The following is a 19,999-nucleotide window of genomic DNA, read 5'->3' as shown; positions in this document are numbered from 1 at the left end:
CAGATTTTCTTGAAAAAAGGGCGGACCTTTTCCGGCCCGCCCAAGATAGTCGGGTGCGCTTCTTAGTGGCGCACCGTCGCGATTACATGGACGCGTTGATGGCTTGCGCCGCGTCGATGTTTTCCTGGCCTACGTCTTTAGAGAACTTGTCCCAGACGGGGCGCATTGTTTCGACCCACTCCTGGCGCTGTGCAGCGTCCAGTGTGCGGATTGTACCACCAGCATCGATGATCGATTGCTTGGCTGCATTGTTTACTGCGGTCGATTCCGAGTTACGCATCTCGGTGACTTCACCGAGAATGGTCAGGAACTGGTCACGCACGTCAGCGTCAAGGCTGTCGAGCCAGTCAACCGAGGTCACGACCAGATAGTCGATGATGCCGTGGTTGGTTTCTGTAACGCCGTCCTGAACTTCAAAGAACTTCTTGCCATAGATGTTCGACCAGGTGTTTTCCTGACCGTCCACAACACCCTGTTGCAGAGCGCCGTAAACTTCAGAGAACGCCATTTTCTGGGGCGAACCACCGATAGCTTCCATCTGAGCAACCAGAACATCCGACGACTGAACACGGAACTTCAGGCCGTTTGCATCTGTTGGCGAAACCAGCGGCTTGTTTGCCGACATCTGCTTCATGCCATTGTGCCAGTAGGCCAGACCTTGCAGGCCGCGGCGCTGCATCGAGTCGAGCAGGCCCTGACCCGCGTCAGATGCCTGGAATGCATCAACTGCGTTCACGTCTTTGAACATGAAAGGCAGATCGAAGATGCGGAATTGCTTGGTGAACTTTTCGAACTTCGACAGCGAAGGAGCAGCCAGCTGAACGTCGCCTTGCAGCATCGCTTCCAGCACTTTGTTGTCGTTGTAAAGTGTCGAGTTCGGGAAGACTTCCATGCAAGCCTTGCCATTCATTTCGTCATTGACGCGCTGTTCCAGCAACGACGCGGCAATCCCTTTGGGGTGCTTGTCGGTGTTGGTCACGTGGCTGAACTTGATGACGATTTCTCCATCGTCACATGCGGCTTGTGCAGCTGTGCCTGCGGTGACGGCGAGTGCCAGAGCGGTGGCAGCGGTAGTCAGGAATTTCATTGGGTCTCCTCCCGGTTTTCATTCCGTGGTCAAAATATTTGCGCCCTTAACGAGCTGTGCCTTGAAACAGTGACAATGCGTGCCTACACGCTCAAGTCTTTGTTTGTATTTCTCGCAATTGCGCTCAAACCTGTTTATTTTCAAAGCATTGTAAAAACCGTCAGCCGGCGTCTGAAAGAAGCGTCAACCGTGTTGTGCGGGATTTCGCACAGGTCAAAATCCAACTGTGCGGATTTTCGCACAAAAATTTCAACCGTTGCACAAAGGCCTTCAGACTCGCTCCCTCCCATGAAACGATTTGCGCATTGGTAGAAACAAGGACGGCATGCTAGCTCTTTGCGTATGAGCGTGCCTGCTGAACCAATTGATGTTGTTTACACTTGGGTGGATGACAGTTTCCCCGGCTACATGGGGCAACTGAACGCATATGCCGATGATCCCCGAGACACCGATCCCAACCGGACACGGGACAACCTTGATATCTTGCGGTTCTCACTTCGGTCGGTTTGGCAAAACCTGCCTCAGATCCGCAAGATCCATATTCTATCGATGCGCCCACAAGTGCCGCCGTGGCTGGACACCTCGCACCCAAAGGTCCATGTCTCGCACCATGACGAGATCATGCCCGCCAGCATATTGCCGACGTTCAACTCATTTTCCATCGTATCGCATCTGCATCTGCTGCCAGACCTGTCTTCGCGGTTTTTGTATTTTGAAGACGATATGCTGGCCCTGTCGCCTGACCTGCTAAACGCTTTTTTTGATACGGATGGCGTGCCGCTGCTGCATCTCGATACCCGCAAGATCGTGCCGCAAACGCGTCTGAACCCAGGCACGGAAAGCCCGTGGAACCTTGCCCTTGCGAACATGGACACGTTGCTGAGCGACCGGTTTGGCCCCGCCCCACGCAGACACATCACACATGGGCCCCACTTGCTGGACAAAGACATCTGCGCGCAAATGTGCCGCGACTTTGGCGAACATATCGACATCACAAGAAAAAGCCGATTTCGAACGGGCGATAATGTGCCCCCCGAAGTGCTTGCGTGTTTTCTTGCCGTTGAAAACGGGGCCGCGAAGATTGCGCCCGACACGCTGAGCCAGAAGGTGCAGGGATATGTGTCGATCGACAATTTCTTGCCGTGGACATGGTTCAATCTGCGCCGGATGGATCGCCGCCAGCCTTTGAGCGCGACACTGAATGACAATTTTCAATCCGCCCCGAACCCACGTGTTGAAAAAATGGTCCGGTCATGGATGAAGCTGCGTTTTCCGGTGACCGCCCCATGGGAACGCCCCCCGATCTCTGATACACCAAACTCACCCCCGCAACCGAGACCCCAGCCATGAGTACCGACACGCCCAAATCCCAAAGAAACGGCATTTCTCCGCAGTCGCGCCGCCACAATGAAATGCGTCGAGAAGCGTTAAAAGCCCATCCCGAATTGCGTCAGCTGTCCGGGACCGAACCCTTGACCGTTCTGGCCCTGCCGGTTTTGCTGGCGGTGCAATGGGGCATTGCGTGGCTGGTGTCTGATGGCGGTTTCCTGCTGGTGGGGCTGACGGCTTTTCTGATTGGGCAAATTGTTTATCACTCGGCAGGATCACTCATCCACGAAACCTGTCACAAGCTCATCTTCAAAGGGGACAAGGCCAAACTGGCGTTTGATCTTGGGCTGGAAGTCATCCTCACCTCTTATGGCAAACAGTTGATTTACCAGCATCAGCACGTCACCAGCCACCACCCTTATGTCGGTGATTACGAACGCGACTATGAACACGAAGACATCTGTGCGTTGCAGGCCCGCCAGCATGTGCAGCGCACACATCCTGTTTTGCAAAAGGCGCTAACGATCTTCACCCTTGTTCTGCATTCTCTGCCGCTTGGCTTTATGATCGGGGACTTTGTTCTGCCGCGTCTGAACAGTTGGGCGTCCGGCCGACCGATCCGCGACCCCGAGGAGCGCTTTACCGGCTCTCGCCCGTCCTCGGCCGACATGCGCCCCTTTATCCTTGTTTCAGCTCTGTCCAATATCGCACTGCTGGCGCTGTTCGGACCATGGGCCCTACTCTATCACATCTGGTCGCTGTCGTTCTTTCTTGGAAAGATGGGGATTTCCAATCTGGGCCAATCCCTCAGTGAACATCCCGGAAATGACAACGTGAACCCGACCCGGTCGTCTTATGGGCCGATCAATCACATCCTGTTCAACACTGGGTATCACAACGAACACCACAGCTTTCCCAATGTGCCATGGACCCGCCTGCCCGCCCTGCATAAAGGCGCGCCAGAGGTGTTCCACGCCGAGGCCGAGAAATCCTATTTGGGCTGCTGGTGGGACCATGTGAAACGAGATTTCACGGCCAGTCGTGATCTGGAAATCCACGAACACGATCAGATCGCCCACTGTGAAGGCCGCGAGAAGGCCTGGGTCAAATAACGATTTTTTCGGGGCGGAGCTGCAGGGTATTACCGGAAATCTTCCGGTTTGACGCCGTGTTTTGCCAGCTTGTCATAAAAGGTTTTGCGCGGCAGTTTGAGCGCCTTGGCCGCTGCTGATGCGCGTCCCTCTGCACGGCGCAGGGCCTCTTGCAGCAAGGACCGCTCAACCTGCGCCATCTGCTCGGCCAATCCGAGTGTGGCGACCTCTTGGGCATCACCATCCTGAAGCCCCAAGACAAACCGCATCGCGACACTCATCAAGGCGCGGGCATTTCCGGGCCAGTCACGTGCCATCAGATCTGCCAACAACTCCGAATGGATTTCAGGCGGCTTGATGCCCGATTGTTCAGCGGCCTGAGCCACATATTGACGAAACAGGACGGGAATATCCTCTGGCCGTTCCGCCAGAGACGGGATGCGCACCTGCATTGCATCAAGCCGGTAAAACAGATCCGCATGCAGCAGCCCCTGCTCAACAGCCCGTGCGAGGTCTGCGGTGCTTCCGAAAATCATCCGTGGATGATCCCCCTGTTCCATCAACGCCAAAAGCGCGAACTGGGTCTCCATGGGCATGGTTGTTATTTCGTCCAGAAACAGGCTCCCGCCTGTCGCGTTATGGGCCGCCTCGGCAAATCTGGTGCTGTCCATCCCGACAGCGGCGTGTTTTCCAAAGGGGCCTTTGCTGAGCGGCGAACACAGGTGCACGACCTCGGCCACCTTGGAAATTCCGACGCCGGGCAAACCGCTTACCAAGACTTCGGCGCGCGTGCGGGCCACGCTGCGCACTCTGGATCGCAGGTCTTCTGCCAAACCGGACGTACCAAACAACATCCGCGCTGCGGGGTCACCGGTTTCCAGTTGCGCCTTGAGACGGCGGTTTTCCAGCACCAGCGCACGGGTTTTCAACGCCCGCTCGATCACGGCAATCAACTCTTTCGGGGCACAGGGTTTTTCCAGAAAATCAAACGCGCCCTTGCCCATCGCGGACACCGCCATCGGGATGTCCCCTTCGCCCGTCAGCAGGATAACAGGCAGGTCCGCATCCATTTCGCGGGCATAGGACAAAAGATGAAAGCCATCACGCCCGGGCATGCGGATGTCGGACACGATGATCCCCTCGAAATCGGGGGTAATCTGATCCTTAGCCTCGACAAATGATCCGGCCGTCAACGCGTCCAGATCTGCCAGTTCCAATGTCTGGCCCAGCGCCTCGCGGACGGCAATATCATCATCAACCAATAAGACTCTGCGCGTCATGCTGCCCGTTCCTCGCTCCAGTCATCCAGCTCTACAGTGAAGACGGCGCCGCCTTCTGGCGCATTCACGCCCCGGATTTGTCCTCCAAAGCTTTGAACCAGACCATAAGAAATGGAAAGCCCCAGCCCCATACCTTCTGAACTGCCAACTGCTTTTGTGGTGAAAAAAGGATCAAAGATCTTTTCGGGCTCGTGAATTCCGGGACCGCTGTCAGCGACCGAAATGGCAACGCGATCGCCGCGTGTGACCCTGATCTTGATGACACGAGGATCACTTTCGGCCATGGCATCCGCCGCATTGGTAATCAGGTTTACCAGAACTTGTCCAAGCCTCACCTCGCCCCCACGTACCCAGATTGCGCCACCGGGCGTCTCCCAATCCAGCGTGATCCGGTCCTGTCTCAGACGCGGTTCGGTCAACTCGAGTGCTGCCTCGACAACGCTCAGGATATCAACCCGCCCCATGGGTTCATTTTCGTTGCGCGCAAAGGCCCTCAAGTTACGAATGATGCGCGCCATACGTTTTGACAGCGCGGATATTTTCGACAGGTTATCTGCCGCAGTTTCGACTTTGCCACGCTCAAGGAACAACTCTCCGTTCTCGGAAAACTGTTGGATCGCCATCAACGGCTGGTTCAATTCGTGGCTGATGCCTGCTGACATCTGGCCCAGCGCACTGAGTTTGCCTGCCTGTACCAAATCGGCCTGTGCCTGTTTCAGCGCGGCTTCGGCATCTTGGCGTTCTGTGATCTCGCGGCGCAATTGCACGTTGGTTTCCGACAAGGCACGGGTTCTGAGGGCCACGCGTTCTTCCAACACGGCGTTGGCCTCGGCCAGAACGCGGCGGCGCTGTGTCGCCTGATACAGAAACACACCAAAGGCAAAGATCAGAGCGGCCACCACAGCCGCTTGCAGGCTTGCCAACTGTCGGGCCGGAGCTTCGTCGATCACGGCCTCGGCGGTCATGGAAATCACGGGCAAAGGCTTGATCAGGTGCAATCCGCGTGTCGGAAGATAAGGCCCCCAATCCAGTCTCCAAAGCTCAAGTCCCGCCCGCTCGTATGAATTGAACGGAGGCGCGGGCCCCGTCGGTGGGATCAAACCCTTGTCCTGTCCTTTGCGATGCCAGAACATCAATTCGGACCTGTTGGTGATGAACACCAATCCGTCCTCATCCACAAAAAACACGGCAGGGCCGTCACCACGCCAGTTCTCTTCCACCGTTGTGATATCGACGCTTACGGTCAGAACACCACTGACCCGGCCATCCGGTCCGAAGCTGGGCGAGGAAAAGAAAAAGATGCGGCGGCCATTTTCATCCACCCCATGATAGGTCCCCAATGCCCCGTGCAACGCGCGTTCAAAATAGGGTCTGCTTTCCATGGAAGACGCCTTTTCGGGAAAGGCCGTCACAACAATGTTGCCACGCACGTCGGCATAGCTCAGGTTCAGCGCCGTCGTCTTGTCCGCTGCGTCTTGCAGCAGGATGCGCGCTTCGGCTGTGGGCACCGTTCCGTCCAGCGCCCCGGCCAAAGCCGGATGAGACGCCATGAGAACCGCAAGTTCCTGATACCGCTGCAATTGCGCCGTCAACCGGTCAGCTGCCAGCGCCAGATCGGACTCGCCCCGTTCGGCCAGCTGATCCAACGCCTGACCGTAACTTATGCGCCAGACGCTGCCTGCTACGACCGTCAGCGCAACAAAAAACAACAGCAGAATCGCAACTCTATGTCGAACCCAGGTGCTCATGAGGGTCAGACTAACAATCCCCCCCTTGCCTTGGCCAGCAGGTTGCTAAAAATGGCGGTCATGAAATCAATGCGCCAATCCCCGACCGATCCCGCCTTTGTGCAGAACCCTTATGCCTTTTACGAAGAGGCGCGCCCTCACGGACCGCTGGTTTGGTGGAAAGAATACGGCATGCCCGCCGCCCTCTCGCAGGATCTGGTGCAGGCTCTTTTCAAAGATCGCCGCTTTGGGCGCGAGGTACCTGCCGAGCTGGCACAACCGCATGCGGCGCATCTTGATCCGTTTTATACCATCGAAGCCCATTCGATGCTGGAGCTTGAGCCACCGCGACACACGCGGCTGCGTTCTTTGGTCTTGCGGGCCTTCACCACACGCCAGATTCAAGCCATGCGGGATGACATTCACGCGCTTTGTCATGACCTGATTGATGCCTTTCCCAAGGGGCCGTTCGATCTGATTCCGGCCTATGCGGCCCCCCTTCCTGTCGCGATCATTTGCCGGCTGCTGGGATTTCCCGAGGCCATGGGAGAACAGCTGCTGTTGTGGTCCAATGATATGGTCGCCATGTATCAGGCCCGCCGCACCCGCGAGATTGAAGACCGCGCGGCACAGGCCTCGACTGAATTTGCTGACTTTGTGCGCAGCTATATCGATCAAAGGCGGGCAAACCCTTCTGATGATCTGTTAACGCAACTGATTGCGGCCGAAGAAGACGGCGAAAAGCTATCGACCGATGAATTGGTGACAACCTGTATCCTGCTTCTAAACGCCGGCCACGAAGCAACCGTGCATTCGCTGGGCAATGGGGTGAAAACCCTACTGGAGCATCAGACGCCAATCGAAGCCTATGCACCCGACAGGATCGACCGGACCGTCGAAGAAATTCTGCGGTATGACCCTCCGCTTCATATGTTCACGCGCCATGCATATGAACCCGTCGAAATCGCGGGCCATCAGTTCAAACGTGGCGATCAGGTTGCCTTGCTCTTGGGCGCGGCCAATCGCGATCCGTTGGCCTATGAAGATGCGCAGTCCTTCGATACCACCCGCGCACCGTTGAAAAACGCGGCCTTTGGCGGTGGGTTGCACTTTTGTGTCGGCGCACCTTTGGCGCGGCTCGAACTTCAGATTGCTTTGCCCATCCTGTTTGAGCGCTGCCCCAACCTTTCGCTGGCGGAAGCGCCACAGTATGCAAACCTCTATCACTTCCACGGGCTTGACCGGCTGCTAGTCACGTCCTGACCTGACAACCCGGTGCAAAGCCAAGTGGAAAGGCCCGCGCTTTATGTCTTGTCGACGAGAGGAAGACGGCTGGTGGACTTGATTTCCTCCATCGACAAAAGCGCCGTCACATTGTGCACTTTCACCTCGGAAATCAGGGCCTGATAAAACACGTCATAGGCCCGCGCATTGGTCACACGCACCTTTAGAATATAGTCGATATCTCCTGCCAGGCGATGTGCTTCCTGTACTTCGGGGCGATCTTGCAAAGCTTTGAGAAAGGCGGCCTGCCATTCCGCGTCATGTTCGCTGGTGCGGATCAGGACAAAGAAACACGCTTCGAAACCAAGGGCCTCGGCGTCCAGCAAAACAGTCTGCTGTTTGATGATCCCCGCCTCGCGCAATTTGCGGATTCGATTCCAAACAGGCGTCTTGGATGACCCGACCCGCTTGGCAATCTCGTCAAGAGACTGTGAAGAGTCACGTTGTAACTCCTCAAGGATTTTCCGATCCATCTCGTCGACCCGAAAAGCCATTCCAAATTCTCCTTTTTCTCAGAACATTCATGTCACCGGCCTCGGCAAACGAAACAAACGTCCCTATTTCCTTAGATACCTAGCGCAAATATGGAATAATTTCCTATATTGCAACTGAAATCACAGTGGATTCAGTAAAGCCATGAAACATTTTCCCGTATACCTGTCCGTGAGCGGACAACGTATTCTGCTCGCCGGAGGTGGCGAAGCCGCCTTGGCGAAGCTGCGCTTGCTGCTGAAAACCGAAGCGCAGATTGAAGTGTTCACAACCTTTCCTGACGCCAAAATCGAAAGCTGGGCAGACGAGTCCAAGCTTATCCTGCACCGTCGCGACATCGAAGCAGAAGACGCGTCCGGGGCTGTCCTAATCTATGCCGCCGATGAAGACACGAACAAAGACGCCAGAACTGCGCAAATTGCGCGCGCGGCGGATGTGTTGATCAATGTCGTCGACAACCTTGCTGACAGTGCCTTCATCACGCCAGCGATCGTTGACCGTGATCCTGTCACCATCGCCATTGGCACCGAAGGCGCGGCACCTGTGTTGGCCCGCGCACTCAAGGCGGAACTCGAAGAACGCCTGTCGCCCCGTCTCGGGCTTTTGGCCCGCGTCGGCAAAGCGTTCCGCAGCGCGGCTGATGCGCTGCCTATGGGGCGGCGTCGTCGCGACTTCTGGTCGGACTATTATCTTGGTGCTGGCCCGCGGATTGCGGAACAGGGCGAAGCACAGCTGGCGCTTGAGACTTTGCTGGCCCAGCACCTGCAAACAGAAAACCGTGACGGCCATGTCGCCTTTGTCGGCGCTGGTCCCGGTGATCCGGAACTGCTGACCCTCAAGGCCCGCAAGGCATTGGATGAAGCCGACGTCGTGATCTATGACCGTTTGGTCAGTGCCGACATTCTGGAACTGGCCCGCCGCGAAGCCGTCATGGTGAATGTTGGCAAAGAGGGCTTTGGCCCCTCGACACCGCAATCTGTCATTGATGCGCTGATCGTTGAACACGCTCAGTCGGGTGCACAGGTTGTGCGCCTCAAATCCGGCGATTCAACAGTATTTGGCCGTCTGGACGAAGAGATCGAAGCCTGTGATGCCGCCGGTGTCAGCTGGAATATCGTTCCCGGCATCACTGCGGCGTCTGCCTCGGTCGCCGCAATCGGCCAAAGCCTCACGCGCCGCGGTCGCAACGGATCGGTTCGCTTTTTGACAGGCCATGACATGGAAGGCTTTGCCGACCACGACTGGCGTCAACTGGCGCGTTCCGGCGAAGTCGCCGCGATCTACATGGGCAAAAAAGCGGCCCGGTTCATTCAAGGTCGCCTGCTGATGCATGGCGCCCGCCCCGACACTCCGGTGACGGTTATTGAAAACGTTTCACGAAAGAATCAGCGGGTTTTGAACACTACGCTTCACTCCCTCCCCGCTGATTTGGCGGATGCGAACTTCCCCGGCCCTGCACTTACGTTGCTTGGCCTTTCCCCCCGTATCGCATCCGCCACCCAGACAAACCCACTTGAACAGGAACTCGCCTGATGCCCCGTGCCTTTACACCTAAAGTGATCACTGCCAACGCCCTGATCGAAGGTGACGTGATCTATTACACCTCTGACGACACATGGTCCCGCCAGTTGTCAGAAGCAGAGTTTCTGACCGATGAGGCCCACGCCCAACTGCGTCTGCTTGATGCACAGCAACAGGCAAGCGAAGTGGTTGGCGCCTATTTGGCAGATGCCAAAGCCGGGGAAAACGGCCCGGAACCAACGCATTTTCGCGAAGAGTTCCGCCGCACAGGCCCCTCGAACTATTTCCACGGAAAACAGGCAGAGCTGTAAGTCAGCCCACCCAGAAAGGTCCATGACCCATGTATCAGTATAACGACTTTGACAGCGCTTTCTTGGCTGAGCGCAACCGCCAGTTCCGTGCACAGGTTGAACGCCGTGTTTCCGGAGCGCTGACTGAAGACGAATTCAAGCCTCTGCGTCTGATGAACGGTGTTTACCTGCAATTGCATGCCTACATGCTGCGGGTTGCGATCCCTTATGGCACGTTGAACAGCGCCCAGATGGATACGCTCGCCCTCTTGGCCGAGAAGTGGGACAAAGGGTATGGCCACTTCACCACGCGCCAGAACATCCAGTACAACTGGCCCAAACTGTCGGATATTCCTGACATGCTGGACGCACTGGCCAAGGTCGAGATGCATGCCATCCAGACGTCGGGCAATACGATCCGCAACGTGACCGCCGACCACTTTGCCGGTGCAGCCGCTGACGAAATCGAAGACCCGCGCCCCATTGCCGAGCTGATCCGCCAGTGGTCGACCGACCACCCGGAATTCCAGTTCATGGGCCGCAAATTCAAAATTGCCGTGGCTGCCGGTGCCAAAGACCGTGCCGTTCTGAAGGCGCACGATCTTGCCGTGCGTGTTGTAAAGAACGACGCCGGTGCTGTGGGCTATCAGGTGCTGGTTGGCGGTGGCCTTGGCCGTACGCCTATGATCGGCAAAGTTCTGCATGACTTCCTGCCACGCGAAGACCTGCTTCCCTTCATCGAAGCCACGGTTTCGGTCTGGAACCAGATTGGACGCCGCGACAACAAATACAAAGCCCGCATCAAGATCACGGTTCACGAGCATGGTCTCGAAGATATCCGTGCCCGTGTTGATGCGCGGTTCGCTCAGATCCGTCCAACCTTTACCGGGTTTGACCAAGAGTTGTTCGAAGAGATCAAAACCCATTTTGCGGCGCCTTCGTTCCGCAACGTGCCAACCGATGCCTTTGATGCTGCATATGATGCGGATCCCCTGTTCCGCAGCTGGGTTGATACAAACCTGGCCGAGCACCGCGCTTCGGGCTATGCGATCGTAACTGTTTCGATCAAGAAACACGGGGCCACCCCGGGTGATGCCTCTGCGGAACAGATGCGTGCCTTGGCCGAGATTGCCAAAACCTATGGCCACGACGAATTGCGCATCAGCCACGAACAGAACGTGATCCTGCCGCATGTCCATAAATCGGACCTGCCAGCGGTCTATGCGGCGCTGCGTGATGTGGACCTGCATACCGCGAACATCGGTCTCGTTTCGGACATCATCGCCTGCCCCGGTATGGATTATTGCGCGCTGGCAACGGCCCGTTCGATCCCTGTCGCCCAGCAGATTGCGACGCGTTTTGACGAGCTGAAACTCGAGCATGACATTGGTCATCTGCAGATCAAGATTTCAGGTTGCATCAACGCCTGTGGCCACCACCATGTTGGACACATCGGAATTCTTGGTCTCGACCGTGCTGGTGTCGAAAACTATCAGATCACGTTGGGTGGCGACGCCACCGACAGCGCCGCCATTGGCGAACGTGCTGGTCCGGGTTTTGCCTATGACGAGATCGTTCCCGCCATCGAACGTCTGATCCAAGGCTACCTCGAGATGCGTCAGGGCCCAGAGGAAACCTTCCTCGAAGCCTATCGCCGTCTGGGCCTCGCCCCGTTCAAAGCGTGGCTCTATCCCGAGGCACAGGCCCATGCCGCTTGATGAAATCCAGACCGAGTTGGGGGCGGATCGACGCGCCCTCAGCGAAAAGGTCGAGGACCTGAATGCGCGTTACCGCCATCACAGTGCGACGGATGTGTTCCGTGGCGCGCTGAAAGACGGTGGCGAGATCGCTCTGGTGTCCAGCTTTGGGGCCGAGTCCGTGGTTTTGCTGCACCTTGCCGCGATTGCGGACAAGGACACGCCGGTCTTGTTCGTCGACACGCAGATGCTGTTTCCGGAAACCTTGGCCTATCAGGCCGAGGTCGCCGAACGGCTGGGTCTGCGCAACGTCAAGGTCATCAAAGCGGATGACGAAGACATCAAGCGGGACGACCCGCTTGGTGCATTGCGTCTGCGCGATACGGATGCCTGCTGCATGTTGCGCAAGACGATCCCGTTGCAACGCGCTTTGGGGGGCTATGACGGCTGGATCACGGGCCGCAAACGGTTTCAGTCCGGCACACGCGCCGCTCTTGATTTTTTCGAGGTCGAGGACGGCACAGGACGGATCAAGGTTAACCCTTTGGCCCATTGGAACCCTGAAGACGTGCAGGCCTATATGGTAGAAAACCGCCTGCCCCGCCATCCATTGGTGGCCAAAGGCTATCCTTCGATCGGGTGTGCCCCTTGCACCAGCCCCGTGAAGGAAGGCGAAGATCCCCGCGCCGGCCGCTGGCGCGATCAGAACAAAGAAGAATGTGGCATTCATTTTGTCGACGGCAAAATGGTGCGTATAGGAGAGACCTCATGACTGTACTCGTGACCGATACGGGCTTTGGCCCGGAAACTTGGGACGCCGGGTTCACTGCGCTGGACGACGCCGCTGCCGGAACCACATCTCTTGATGTAGCCTCGGACACGGATCCGGCTGTTTTGCTGACGCAACTTGACGGCGTGACCATGATCCGCGTCGATTTTCCATCGTTCGCTGATGGGCGGGGCTTTACCATCGCCCGCCAACTGCGTCTTGCCGGATACAACGGTCGGCTGCGCGCCAAAGGTCATGTGATCTCGGATCAATACGCCATGGCACGCCGCTGTGGCTTTGACGAAGTCGAAATCAGCGACGATCTGGCATCGCGTCAGCCCGAAAAAGACTGGCTGTTCCGTGCCGATTGGCAATCTCATGATTATCAGGCCCGCATGCGTGGCGCTGCCGCTGTTTAACGCAGCGTGATTTGCGCCAGATCAAAGCGATAAGCCAGATACATCTTTAAAAACCTCAACGAACTGCTAGTGAGGGGCGGAGATTTTCCGCCTAAAACCATATGACCGAGCAAAAACCCGTGACCGACGCCCAAGCAACCGCCGTACCCAAAGTGCCCACCCTGCCCGACGCGCAAACCGTGACCGAGGTCAAACATTACACTGACCGCCTGTTCTCGTTTAAGTGCAGCCGCCCTGCGACGCTGCGGTTCCGGTCTGGTGAATTTGTGATGATTGGCCTAATGGGCGATCCCGATCCTAAAACCGGCAAGCAAAAACCGCTTCTGCGTGCCTATTCGATTGCATCCCCGTCTTGGGAGGAAGAGCTTGAGTTTTACTCGATCAAGGTGCAGGACGGCCCACTGACATCAAAGCTGCAGCACATCAAGGTCGGCGATGAAATCATCCTGCGCCCCAAACCTGTGGGCACCCTCGTGCATGATGCGTTGATCCCGGGCAAACGCCTTTGGTTCTTTGCCACCGGCACTGGATTTGCGCCGTTTGCGTCATTGCTGCGCGAACCACAGACTTATGAAGACTATGACGAGATCATCATTACGCACACTTGCCGCGAAGCGGGTGAGCTGACCTATGGTCGTGAAATCATCGAGTCGCTGAAAGAAGACGAACTTCTGAACGAAGTGATCGGTGAAGGCTTCTGGAAGAAGATCAAATACTACCCGACCACCACGCGTGAAGAGAGCGCTAAAATGGGCCGGATCACCGATCTGATCAATTCTGGCGAAGCGTATAAGGATTTGGGTGTTGAACCACTTTGCCCCCAAAATGACCGCGCCATGATTTGCGGCAACCTCGCGTTCAATCTCGAGCTTAAGGATATGCTGGAAGCGGCAGGCCTTGAAGAAGGTGCCAATTCAAAGCCCGCGCAATACGTGGTCGAAAAAGCATTCCTGGACTAACAGAGAACAAGCGTTCTTTTGGCAAAGCCGCCCCTCTCGGGGCGGCTTTTTTGTTGGGTCAACTTTGTTCAAGCGGCAAGGTCACGATAAAGGTCGTGCCTTCGCCCAGAACGCTTTCATAGGTCAAAGTACCTTTGTGGCGTTCGACGATCGTGCGCGAGATGTTCAACCCCAGACCACTGCCGCCAACGACCCGACGATCCGAGGAATCCAGCTGTGTGAACGCTTCAAAAATGCTGTCTCCGGTGCCTTCGGGGATGCCCATACCGTGATCTTCGACGCGAATGACCGCTTTGCCCTGTTCGGTACTGACCGATACATACACATCATCGCCGCTTTGCGAAAATTTGGACGCGTTGGATAACAGGTTGGCCATCACCTGCATAAGGCGACTGTAATCGGCCTCGACCTTCACTGCCGTTTCCGGTGGCGTAAAATGCAGATGAACTCCGGCCAAAGTTGCGTATCCGGCGTGTGTCGTCACAGCCTCTTGCACGAGATCCCCCATTTCAATCTGCTCGAACGAAAAGTTCAACTTGTGCGCATCAAGCTGTTCCAGATCCAGCAGATCATCAATCAAAACCGCGAGGCGCCGACCGTTCCGGATGGCAATTTCAAGAAGCGTTGCCACTTCGGGTGCCAACTGGCCCTTGGCCTGCACGTTCATAAGTTCAAGCGATCCCTTGATGGACGTCAACGGCGTGCGCAATTCATGGCTGACCATCGAGACGAACTGGGACTTTACTTCGCTGGCTCGCTCTGCCGCCTCAAGCAGCCGCGCACGCTCTCCGGAAATTCGCTCGGCCTCTTGAAGCGCGTCCTTGAGGCGCACGGTCATCATCTTGATACCATCGCCCATTGCGTCAAAGGCTTCTGCTGTACGTACAATTTCATAAGGGGTCATGTCTGGCAATTCACCGACACGAGAATCCAGATCCCCCTGGGCCAGACGTGTCGATCCTTCGGAAATCTTGCGGATCGGTTTCGTCAACCATGACGACAGCCAAAGGCTTATCAATACGGCCAGCGAAAACTGCATCACGGCGATGGCAATCGCAGCGGTGCGAGACTCGTTTGCCTTGTCTGCCAATTCGCTCAAAGGCTGCGGCACCATCACGCCCCACCCCGTTTCGGGAACAAAAGTGTATCCTGCAATCATATCAGCCTGCATCGGCGGTGAATAAAACTGCATTACGCCTGTGCCGCCGCCGATCATCGCCTGAACAACCGACAGTTTTTTGGCGTCTTTTGAAATTCGTTGCCATTCGGCGTTCGGGTGCGCGACGACCAATCCATCCTGATCCACCATCATCGAATGGCCGCGTTCCCCGAAGGCAATGGATTTTTGCAGTTCAACGACATAGGCTGGGCTAAGAGGCGCCACAGCAACTTGTCCACCTGCCAGAGCTTGCAAGATAAAGAAATGCGGCTCGTCGTGGTGGTGGCGAATACCCGAGATCACAATCTCTCCATCTGCGGCCTGCGCCGTTTGAACAAGCTCTTTCAACAGTGATGGAGTTGGCAGTTCTCCGGGATGGTCATTGTCTCCATTCATGCGCGAGACTTCTTGTCCGTCTGCATCCAGAATAACGATGTGACAGATGTGAAATTTAGACAGTGCCAGACCAAATTCGTCTGTCATGTCAGCGTCTTGCATGTTGCTCACCGCAAGGGCGAACACAGATTTTGCGTCCTTGGCGTATCGCGACAATGCGGAAGACAGGTTTTTCGCAATCAGCAAATGGCTTTCGTGAACCGCGTTCAATTCTCTTTGATAGGAGTTGCGTTCAACCCAAGTGTAAAACCCGACAATGGGAACAACGGCAACCAGCATCATCATCGAAAAAATGACGCCTCTCAAAGTCGGTGCAAAGCGAGACCGTCCAGAACCATCCTGTGCTTGGGCAAGCAAGCCCCCGAGGCGCTTAGAGCGCCCCCATGTAAACATCGGTCGTGAAGCATTCTGATCGGCCATTGTCCAGGCTCCATAAAGTCTGCGAAAATTGAAATCTCTGAATATCCGACGTTCTTTTCATCAAAATCTGGAAAAACTAAGGCAAATTCCCGAAATTTGAGTGCGTATACGCCGTACAGGCCGCCAAACAAGAAAATGGCCGCCCCCAAGGACGGCCATTTCAAAGTGTTCCGGATCTTTCAGAATGCCGCTGTTTGGGCACTCATTTCGGGATTACATACCCAAAGCGGATTTTGCAGTTTCCAGCGCCTGTGTCAGCAATTCAGGATTGTTCTGGGCCTGCTCGATCGATGTTTTAAGAGCCGTCTTTTGCAAAACATCCAGATCCGATGCGTCGATCATTTCAGACACTTTGGTCATGTCGAAACCATCAACGGTCAAGAGATCCGCCATGCCCATAGAAGGCGCAGCTGCTTCTGCGGCTTCTGCGGCCTGCTCGGTCACAGAAGATGTGACTTCTTCTGCTTGCTCTGCAGCAGCGGACGCGGCTTCTTCAGCAGTGTCTTCTGCAGCGGCAGCAACATCAGAGGCCTGCTCGGTGACGGACGACATGGCGCTGTCCGCAGCTTCTTCAGCGGCGGCAGCAACTTCGCCAGCTGTTTCGGTGGCTTCTTCAGCAGCTTCTTCTACTGTGGACATCACTTCTTCGGCTGCCTCGGTTGCAGCTTCAGTCGCGGCCTCTACAGCCTCTTCGGCTTCTTCGGTTGCCGCTTCAACAGCTTCTTCCGCAGCTTCCTGAGCAGCAGCAACAGTTTCTTCAACCTGCTCTGTCACAGTTTCCACGGCTTCTTCAGCCGCGATTGCAGTTTCTTCTACAGCCGTCTCAATTTGCGTCTTCAGAGGTGTCGATTCCGGTTCTGCGACGACTTCGGCCTCTTTGTTCATCATGAAAAAGTATCCGGCAGCAGCAGCCCCCAGCAGCACAACCACCCAAATCAGATTTTTCATCTTTTTATTCTCCTATCCGTACCGCCCCGATAGCCGGTCAGCGGCTCTGGTTTCCTGATGCCAACGCTGCATTGCAACAGCAAGGGGGAAACTCGGCAAAATCGGCTCATCAATGCGGATTAACCGCTTGTATCAGCACGGCAGCCCCACTAGATTACCGGCCACGTAATATCCGCTATTGAAGGAACAATACCATAGCACGCAGACCACATAACGCGCCTCCGCAACGCGACACCGGCCCCCGCATCAATGAACGCATCCGCGCACCCGAAATTCGGCTGATTGGCGCAGAAGGCGAAAATGTAGGCGTCGTACAACCGGGTGAAGCGCTTCGCATGGCACAGGATGCGGGTCTGGACCTTGTCGAGATTTCGCCTAACGCGACTCCGCCTGTCTGCAAGATCATGGACCATGGTAAGTTCAAGTACGAACAACAAAAGCGAGAATCCGAAGCTCGGAAAAAGCAAACCACGATTCAGGTGAAAGAGGTGAAGTTCCGCCCCAACACCGACACGCATGACTATGACGTCAAAATGCGCAACGTGGTGAAATTCCTTGAAAAAGGCGATAAGGTCAAAGTGACCCTGCGCTTCCGTGGCCGCGAAATGGCCCACCAGAATCTGGGTCGCCAGCTTCTTGAGCGTGTCGCTGAAGACACCAAAGAACTGGGCAAGGTCGAGAGCATGCCCAAGATGGAAGGTCGTCAGATGATCATGATGATTGGCCCGCTTCCAAAGTAACCACTCCATCACTGCAAAGTTTTTCGCCCCCGCTTGAATTTCAGGCGGGGGCTTCTTTTATTGCAAGAACCAACAGAATGGGAAAACACGATGTGGGAAGAACGTTTCGCAGCCTCGGATGATTATGTTTTCGGGACCGCCCCTGCTCAGTTTTTGATTGATCATCAATCATACCTCGCATCAGGCGAATCTGCTTTGTCGGTTGCTGATGGTGAAGGGCGCAATTCTGTCTTCATGGCAGAACAGGGCATAGAGGTGACGGCACTGGAATTTGCCCCCTCGGCGATCGTCCGCGCCCAGGATCTGGCCAAAGCCCGAAATGTGACCGTCACCTTTCTCGAAGCTGACATATTGAAAGACCCTTGGCCTGCGCGCGACTATGACGTGGTGACGGGTGTGTTCATTCAATTTGTGGGCCCAGAGGCCCGCGCCCTTCAATTCCAGAAGATGAAGCAGGCAACCAAACCCGGTGGCCTTGTGATGCTGCACGGATATACGCCCAAACAGCTAGAATTCGGAACCGGTGGCCCTTCTGCCGTGGAAAACCTCTACACGGAAGACATGCTTCGGGACGCTTTCACTGGATGGGACATTCTGGAATGCCGCGCGTATGAACGCACGCTTGACGAAGGCAAAGGACATTCCGGAAAGTCTGCCCTGATCGATCTGGTCGCACGCAAGCCAACCTGAATTACAAATCCGCACAGTTTGCCCTACATCCGCGCACAAAATTTGTGACCGCGCATGGCTTGTATTTGCGCGCAGCCTCCCCAAATCAAAACAGTACTTTAAAATGAGACTGGGAAATGATGAAACCTATTTGGGCTGCGGTTATTGCACTGATGATGGCAGGGGCTGCCAATGCCAGTGAAATCACCTTTGGACGTGGAGAGACGGGGCACCTCTTCTTTCCACAAGACGCAGACGACGCCCCTGCCGTCTTGTTGCTGCACGACTGGAGTGGACCCTCCGAGAAGATGCAGCTTGAGGCGCAGCGTTTTGCAGATCAGGGCTATGTGGTGCTGATGCCCGACATGTTTGCCGGAAAATCCCCTGCGACCCCCGAAGCGGCCCGCGCCCTTATGATGCACGAGGATATCGACGCACAACGCATCCGCCTGAAACGCACGATCACGGATGCGCTCACCTATCTTTCGGTGCGCCCCAGTGTCGATGCGGATGACATTGCCTTGGTAGGCTTTGATTTCGGCGCAACCGTCGCCTTGAAGGCTGGCATGGAAGGTCTCAACGTTGATGCCGTGGTTGCTTTTGAACCCTTGCCAAACCTATTGGCCAAAGTCGGCCCCGTTGATTTCGAAAACGCTGACATGCCCATCCTGACACATTTCGCCGAAACGCAGGAAGACGGCGCACCGATCCAGTTTCTCGAGCAAGAGCTGGTTGCACAAAACAAAGCCAACAAAGTCTATCACTATCCCATTGTCGATCCGGGGTTCTCGATCACGACCGACGGTCAATATGATGCGGTGGCGGCAAAACTCGCCCGCAAGCGCACTTTGGATTTTCTGGACAAAAACCGCTGAAAAACGAAAAGGCCGCTCGATTGTGAGCGGCCTTTTGTTGTGTGTCTTGGCTTGGATCGAACCTAGCTACAGGCCGCAACCGCACGGCGTGTCATAACGCCAACAAGATGCGCCCGATACGCAGAGGTGCCGTGAAGATCGGCGATCATGCCGTCCGCATCCGGCGCCATGCCTTCAAGGGCATCCGCCGAGAAATTGCCATTCAACGCAGCTTCGGCCTCTGACCAACGGAAGACCCCTTCTTCGGAAGCCCCCGTCACAGCCACGCGGACACCACCAGATGTCTTGGCAACGAACACACCGACCAAGGCAAACCGCGATGCTGGCTGTTCGAACTTTTGATAGTTCGCAGCCTCGGGCTTGGGCACTTTCACGGCGGTGATGATTTCACCTTCGTCCAGTGCCGTTGAGAACATCCCCTGGAAATAGTCATCCGCTGCAATTTCACGGGTGTTGGTGACGATAGTTGCCCCCAACCCTAGCGCCGCAGACGGATAACAGGCCGAAGGATCGTTGTTGGCCAACGAGCCACCAATGGTGCCCCGGTTGCGCACCGCCGGATCGCCAATGTTGCCCGCAAGATCGGACAGGGCCGCAATCGCGCCATTAGAAGCCACATCCGCATGCACGGTTGCCCCTCCGATGGTGATTGAGCCGCCCTCATCCGTAATGCCCTGCATCTCGGAAATGCCTGACAGGCTGACCAACGTTGTCGGAGACGCCAGTCGCTGCTTCAGCGTCGGGATCAACGTCTGACCGCCGCCCAGCGCCTGTGCATCTTCGTCTCCAAGCGCCGCAACTGCATCTGCAACGGTGGAGGGCTTTTCATAATCAAAGTTATACATGG

At 56.0% G+C, this 19,999-nt stretch carries 19 protein-coding genes; 12 read left to right on the top strand and 7 right to left on the bottom strand.

Going from position 1 to position 19,999, the window contains the following annotated elements; genetic code table 11:
- Nucleotides 1–82: 82 nt before the first annotated feature.
- Nucleotides 83–1,087 (bottom strand): DctP family TRAP transporter solute-binding subunit, encoded by a 1,005-nt coding sequence (locus tag PH7735_RS11705; RefSeq protein WP_058311554.1) that lies wholly within the window; start codon nucleotides 1,085–1,087, stop codon nucleotides 83–85.
- Between the two features lie 342 nt (nucleotides 1,088–1,429).
- Between PH7735_RS11705 and PH7735_RS11695 the strand changes: the two genes are divergently transcribed.
- Both PH7735_RS11695 and PH7735_RS11690 read left to right on the top strand, forming a co-directional pair.
- Nucleotides 1,430–2,437, top strand: a complete 1,008-nt coding sequence (locus tag PH7735_RS11695) for a stealth family protein (RefSeq protein ID WP_058311552.1) — start codon at nucleotides 1,430–1,432, stop codon at nucleotides 2,435–2,437.
- A complete protein-coding gene (locus tag PH7735_RS11690) occupies nucleotides 2,434–3,528 on the top strand; it encodes a fatty acid desaturase (RefSeq protein ID WP_058311551.1) in 1,095 nt (364 codons plus the stop codon). Before PH7735_RS11695 ends, PH7735_RS11690 begins: the two co-directional genes overlap by 4 nt.
- A gap of 29 nt (nucleotides 3,529–3,557) precedes the next feature.
- Here PH7735_RS11690 and PH7735_RS11685 read toward each other — a convergent pair whose 3' ends face one another.
- Nucleotides 3,558–4,787 carry a sigma-54-dependent transcriptional regulator gene (locus PH7735_RS11685; RefSeq protein WP_058311550.1) on the bottom strand — a complete coding sequence of 410 codons (1,230 nt, stop codon included), beginning with the start codon at nucleotides 4,785–4,787 and terminating at the stop codon, nucleotides 3,558–3,560.
- Nucleotides 4,784–6,535: a sensor histidine kinase gene (locus PH7735_RS11680; protein ID WP_058311549.1), complete on the bottom strand. Its 1,752-nt coding sequence runs from the start codon at nucleotides 6,533–6,535 to the stop codon at nucleotides 4,784–4,786. The genes PH7735_RS11685 and PH7735_RS11680 overlap by 4 nt, the downstream gene beginning before the upstream one ends.
- A 60-nt stretch (nucleotides 6,536–6,595) precedes the next feature.
- Here PH7735_RS11680 and PH7735_RS11675 point away from each other — a divergent pair, with 60 nt between their 5' ends.
- Nucleotides 6,596–7,777 carry a cytochrome P450 gene (locus PH7735_RS11675; RefSeq protein WP_058311849.1) on the top strand — a complete coding sequence of 394 codons (1,182 nt, stop codon included), beginning with the start codon at nucleotides 6,596–6,598 and terminating at the stop codon, nucleotides 7,775–7,777.
- Between the two features lie 41 nt (nucleotides 7,778–7,818).
- Here the strand turns inward: PH7735_RS11675 and PH7735_RS11670 are convergent, their stop codons facing one another.
- A complete protein-coding gene (locus PH7735_RS11670) occupies nucleotides 7,819–8,292 on the bottom strand; it encodes an Lrp/AsnC family transcriptional regulator (RefSeq protein ID WP_058311548.1) in 474 nt (157 codons plus the stop codon).
- A 142-nt stretch (nucleotides 8,293–8,434) separates the two neighbouring features.
- Between PH7735_RS11670 and cysG the strand changes: the two genes are divergently transcribed.
- From cysG to PH7735_RS11640, 6 genes are all read left to right on the top strand, one after another.
- Entirely contained in the window at nucleotides 8,435–9,823 is a 1,389-nt protein-coding gene (gene cysG, locus PH7735_RS11665; protein ID WP_058311547.1) for a siroheme synthase CysG, read from the top strand.
- A complete protein-coding gene (locus PH7735_RS11660; RefSeq protein ID WP_058311546.1) occupies nucleotides 9,823–10,122 on the top strand; it encodes a DUF2849 domain-containing protein in 300 nt (99 codons plus the stop codon). Before cysG ends, PH7735_RS11660 begins: the two co-directional genes overlap by 1 nt.
- A gap of 29 nt (nucleotides 10,123–10,151) precedes the next feature.
- The gene (locus PH7735_RS11655) at nucleotides 10,152–11,819 is read left to right on the top strand and encodes a nitrite/sulfite reductase (protein ID WP_058311545.1); all 1,668 of its coding nucleotides are present in this window, start codon (nucleotides 10,152–10,154) and stop codon (nucleotides 11,817–11,819) included.
- The gene (locus PH7735_RS11650) at nucleotides 11,809–12,570 is read left to right on the top strand and encodes a phosphoadenylyl-sulfate reductase (protein WP_058311544.1); all 762 of its coding nucleotides are present in this window, start codon (nucleotides 11,809–11,811) and stop codon (nucleotides 12,568–12,570) included. The genes PH7735_RS11655 and PH7735_RS11650 overlap by 11 nt, the downstream gene beginning before the upstream one ends.
- Nucleotides 12,567–12,986 carry a DUF934 domain-containing protein gene (locus PH7735_RS11645; RefSeq protein ID WP_058311543.1) on the top strand — a complete coding sequence of 140 codons (420 nt, stop codon included), beginning with the start codon at nucleotides 12,567–12,569 and terminating at the stop codon, nucleotides 12,984–12,986. The genes PH7735_RS11650 and PH7735_RS11645 overlap by 4 nt, the downstream gene beginning before the upstream one ends.
- A gap of 101 nt (nucleotides 12,987–13,087) precedes the next feature.
- Nucleotides 13,088–13,945 (top strand): ferredoxin--NADP reductase, encoded by an 858-nt coding sequence (locus PH7735_RS11640; RefSeq protein ID WP_058311542.1) that lies wholly within the window; start codon nucleotides 13,088–13,090, stop codon nucleotides 13,943–13,945.
- A gap of 58 nt (nucleotides 13,946–14,003) precedes the next feature.
- Here PH7735_RS11640 and PH7735_RS11635 read toward each other — a convergent pair whose 3' ends face one another.
- A complete protein-coding gene (locus PH7735_RS11635; RefSeq protein ID WP_082645225.1) occupies nucleotides 14,004–15,920 on the bottom strand; it encodes a sensor histidine kinase in 1,917 nt (638 codons plus the stop codon).
- Nucleotides 15,921–16,133: 213 nt separating this feature from the next.
- Entirely contained in the window at nucleotides 16,134–16,868 is a 735-nt protein-coding gene (locus tag PH7735_RS11625) for a hypothetical protein (protein WP_058311539.1), read from the bottom strand.
- A 194-nt stretch (nucleotides 16,869–17,062) separates the two neighbouring features.
- On the opposite strand from PH7735_RS11625, the gene infC reads away from it, so the two are divergent.
- The 3 genes from infC (at nucleotide 17,063) to PH7735_RS11610 (ending at nucleotide 19,152) form a co-directional block, all read left to right on the top strand.
- The gene (gene infC / locus PH7735_RS11620) at nucleotides 17,063–17,608 is read left to right on the top strand and encodes a translation initiation factor IF-3 (protein ID WP_082645224.1); all 546 of its coding nucleotides are present in this window, start codon (nucleotides 17,063–17,065) and stop codon (nucleotides 17,606–17,608) included.
- 90 nt (nucleotides 17,609–17,698) lie between these two features.
- Nucleotides 17,699–18,298 (top strand): class I SAM-dependent methyltransferase, encoded by a 600-nt coding sequence (locus PH7735_RS11615; RefSeq protein WP_058311537.1) that lies wholly within the window; start codon nucleotides 17,699–17,701, stop codon nucleotides 18,296–18,298.
- Nucleotides 18,299–18,414: 116 nt separating this feature from the next.
- Nucleotides 18,415–19,152: a dienelactone hydrolase family protein gene (locus PH7735_RS11610; protein WP_058311536.1), complete on the top strand. Its 738-nt coding sequence runs from the start codon at nucleotides 18,415–18,417 to the stop codon at nucleotides 19,150–19,152.
- Between the two features lie 62 nt (nucleotides 19,153–19,214).
- Here the strand turns inward: PH7735_RS11610 and PH7735_RS11605 are convergent, their stop codons facing one another.
- Entirely contained in the window at nucleotides 19,215–19,997 is a 783-nt protein-coding gene (locus PH7735_RS11605; RefSeq protein WP_058311535.1) for an FAD binding domain-containing protein, read from the bottom strand.
- Nucleotides 19,998–19,999: the final 2 nt, after the last annotated feature.

Origin of the sequence: Shimia thalassica (genome assembly GCF_001458215.1) — a bacterium.
Classification (GTDB): domain Bacteria; phylum Pseudomonadota; class Alphaproteobacteria; order Rhodobacterales; family Rhodobacteraceae; genus Shimia; species Shimia thalassica.
The sequence above is the reverse complement of the archived record's forward strand: the minus strand, read 5'-3'. Positions and strand labels throughout refer to the sequence as shown.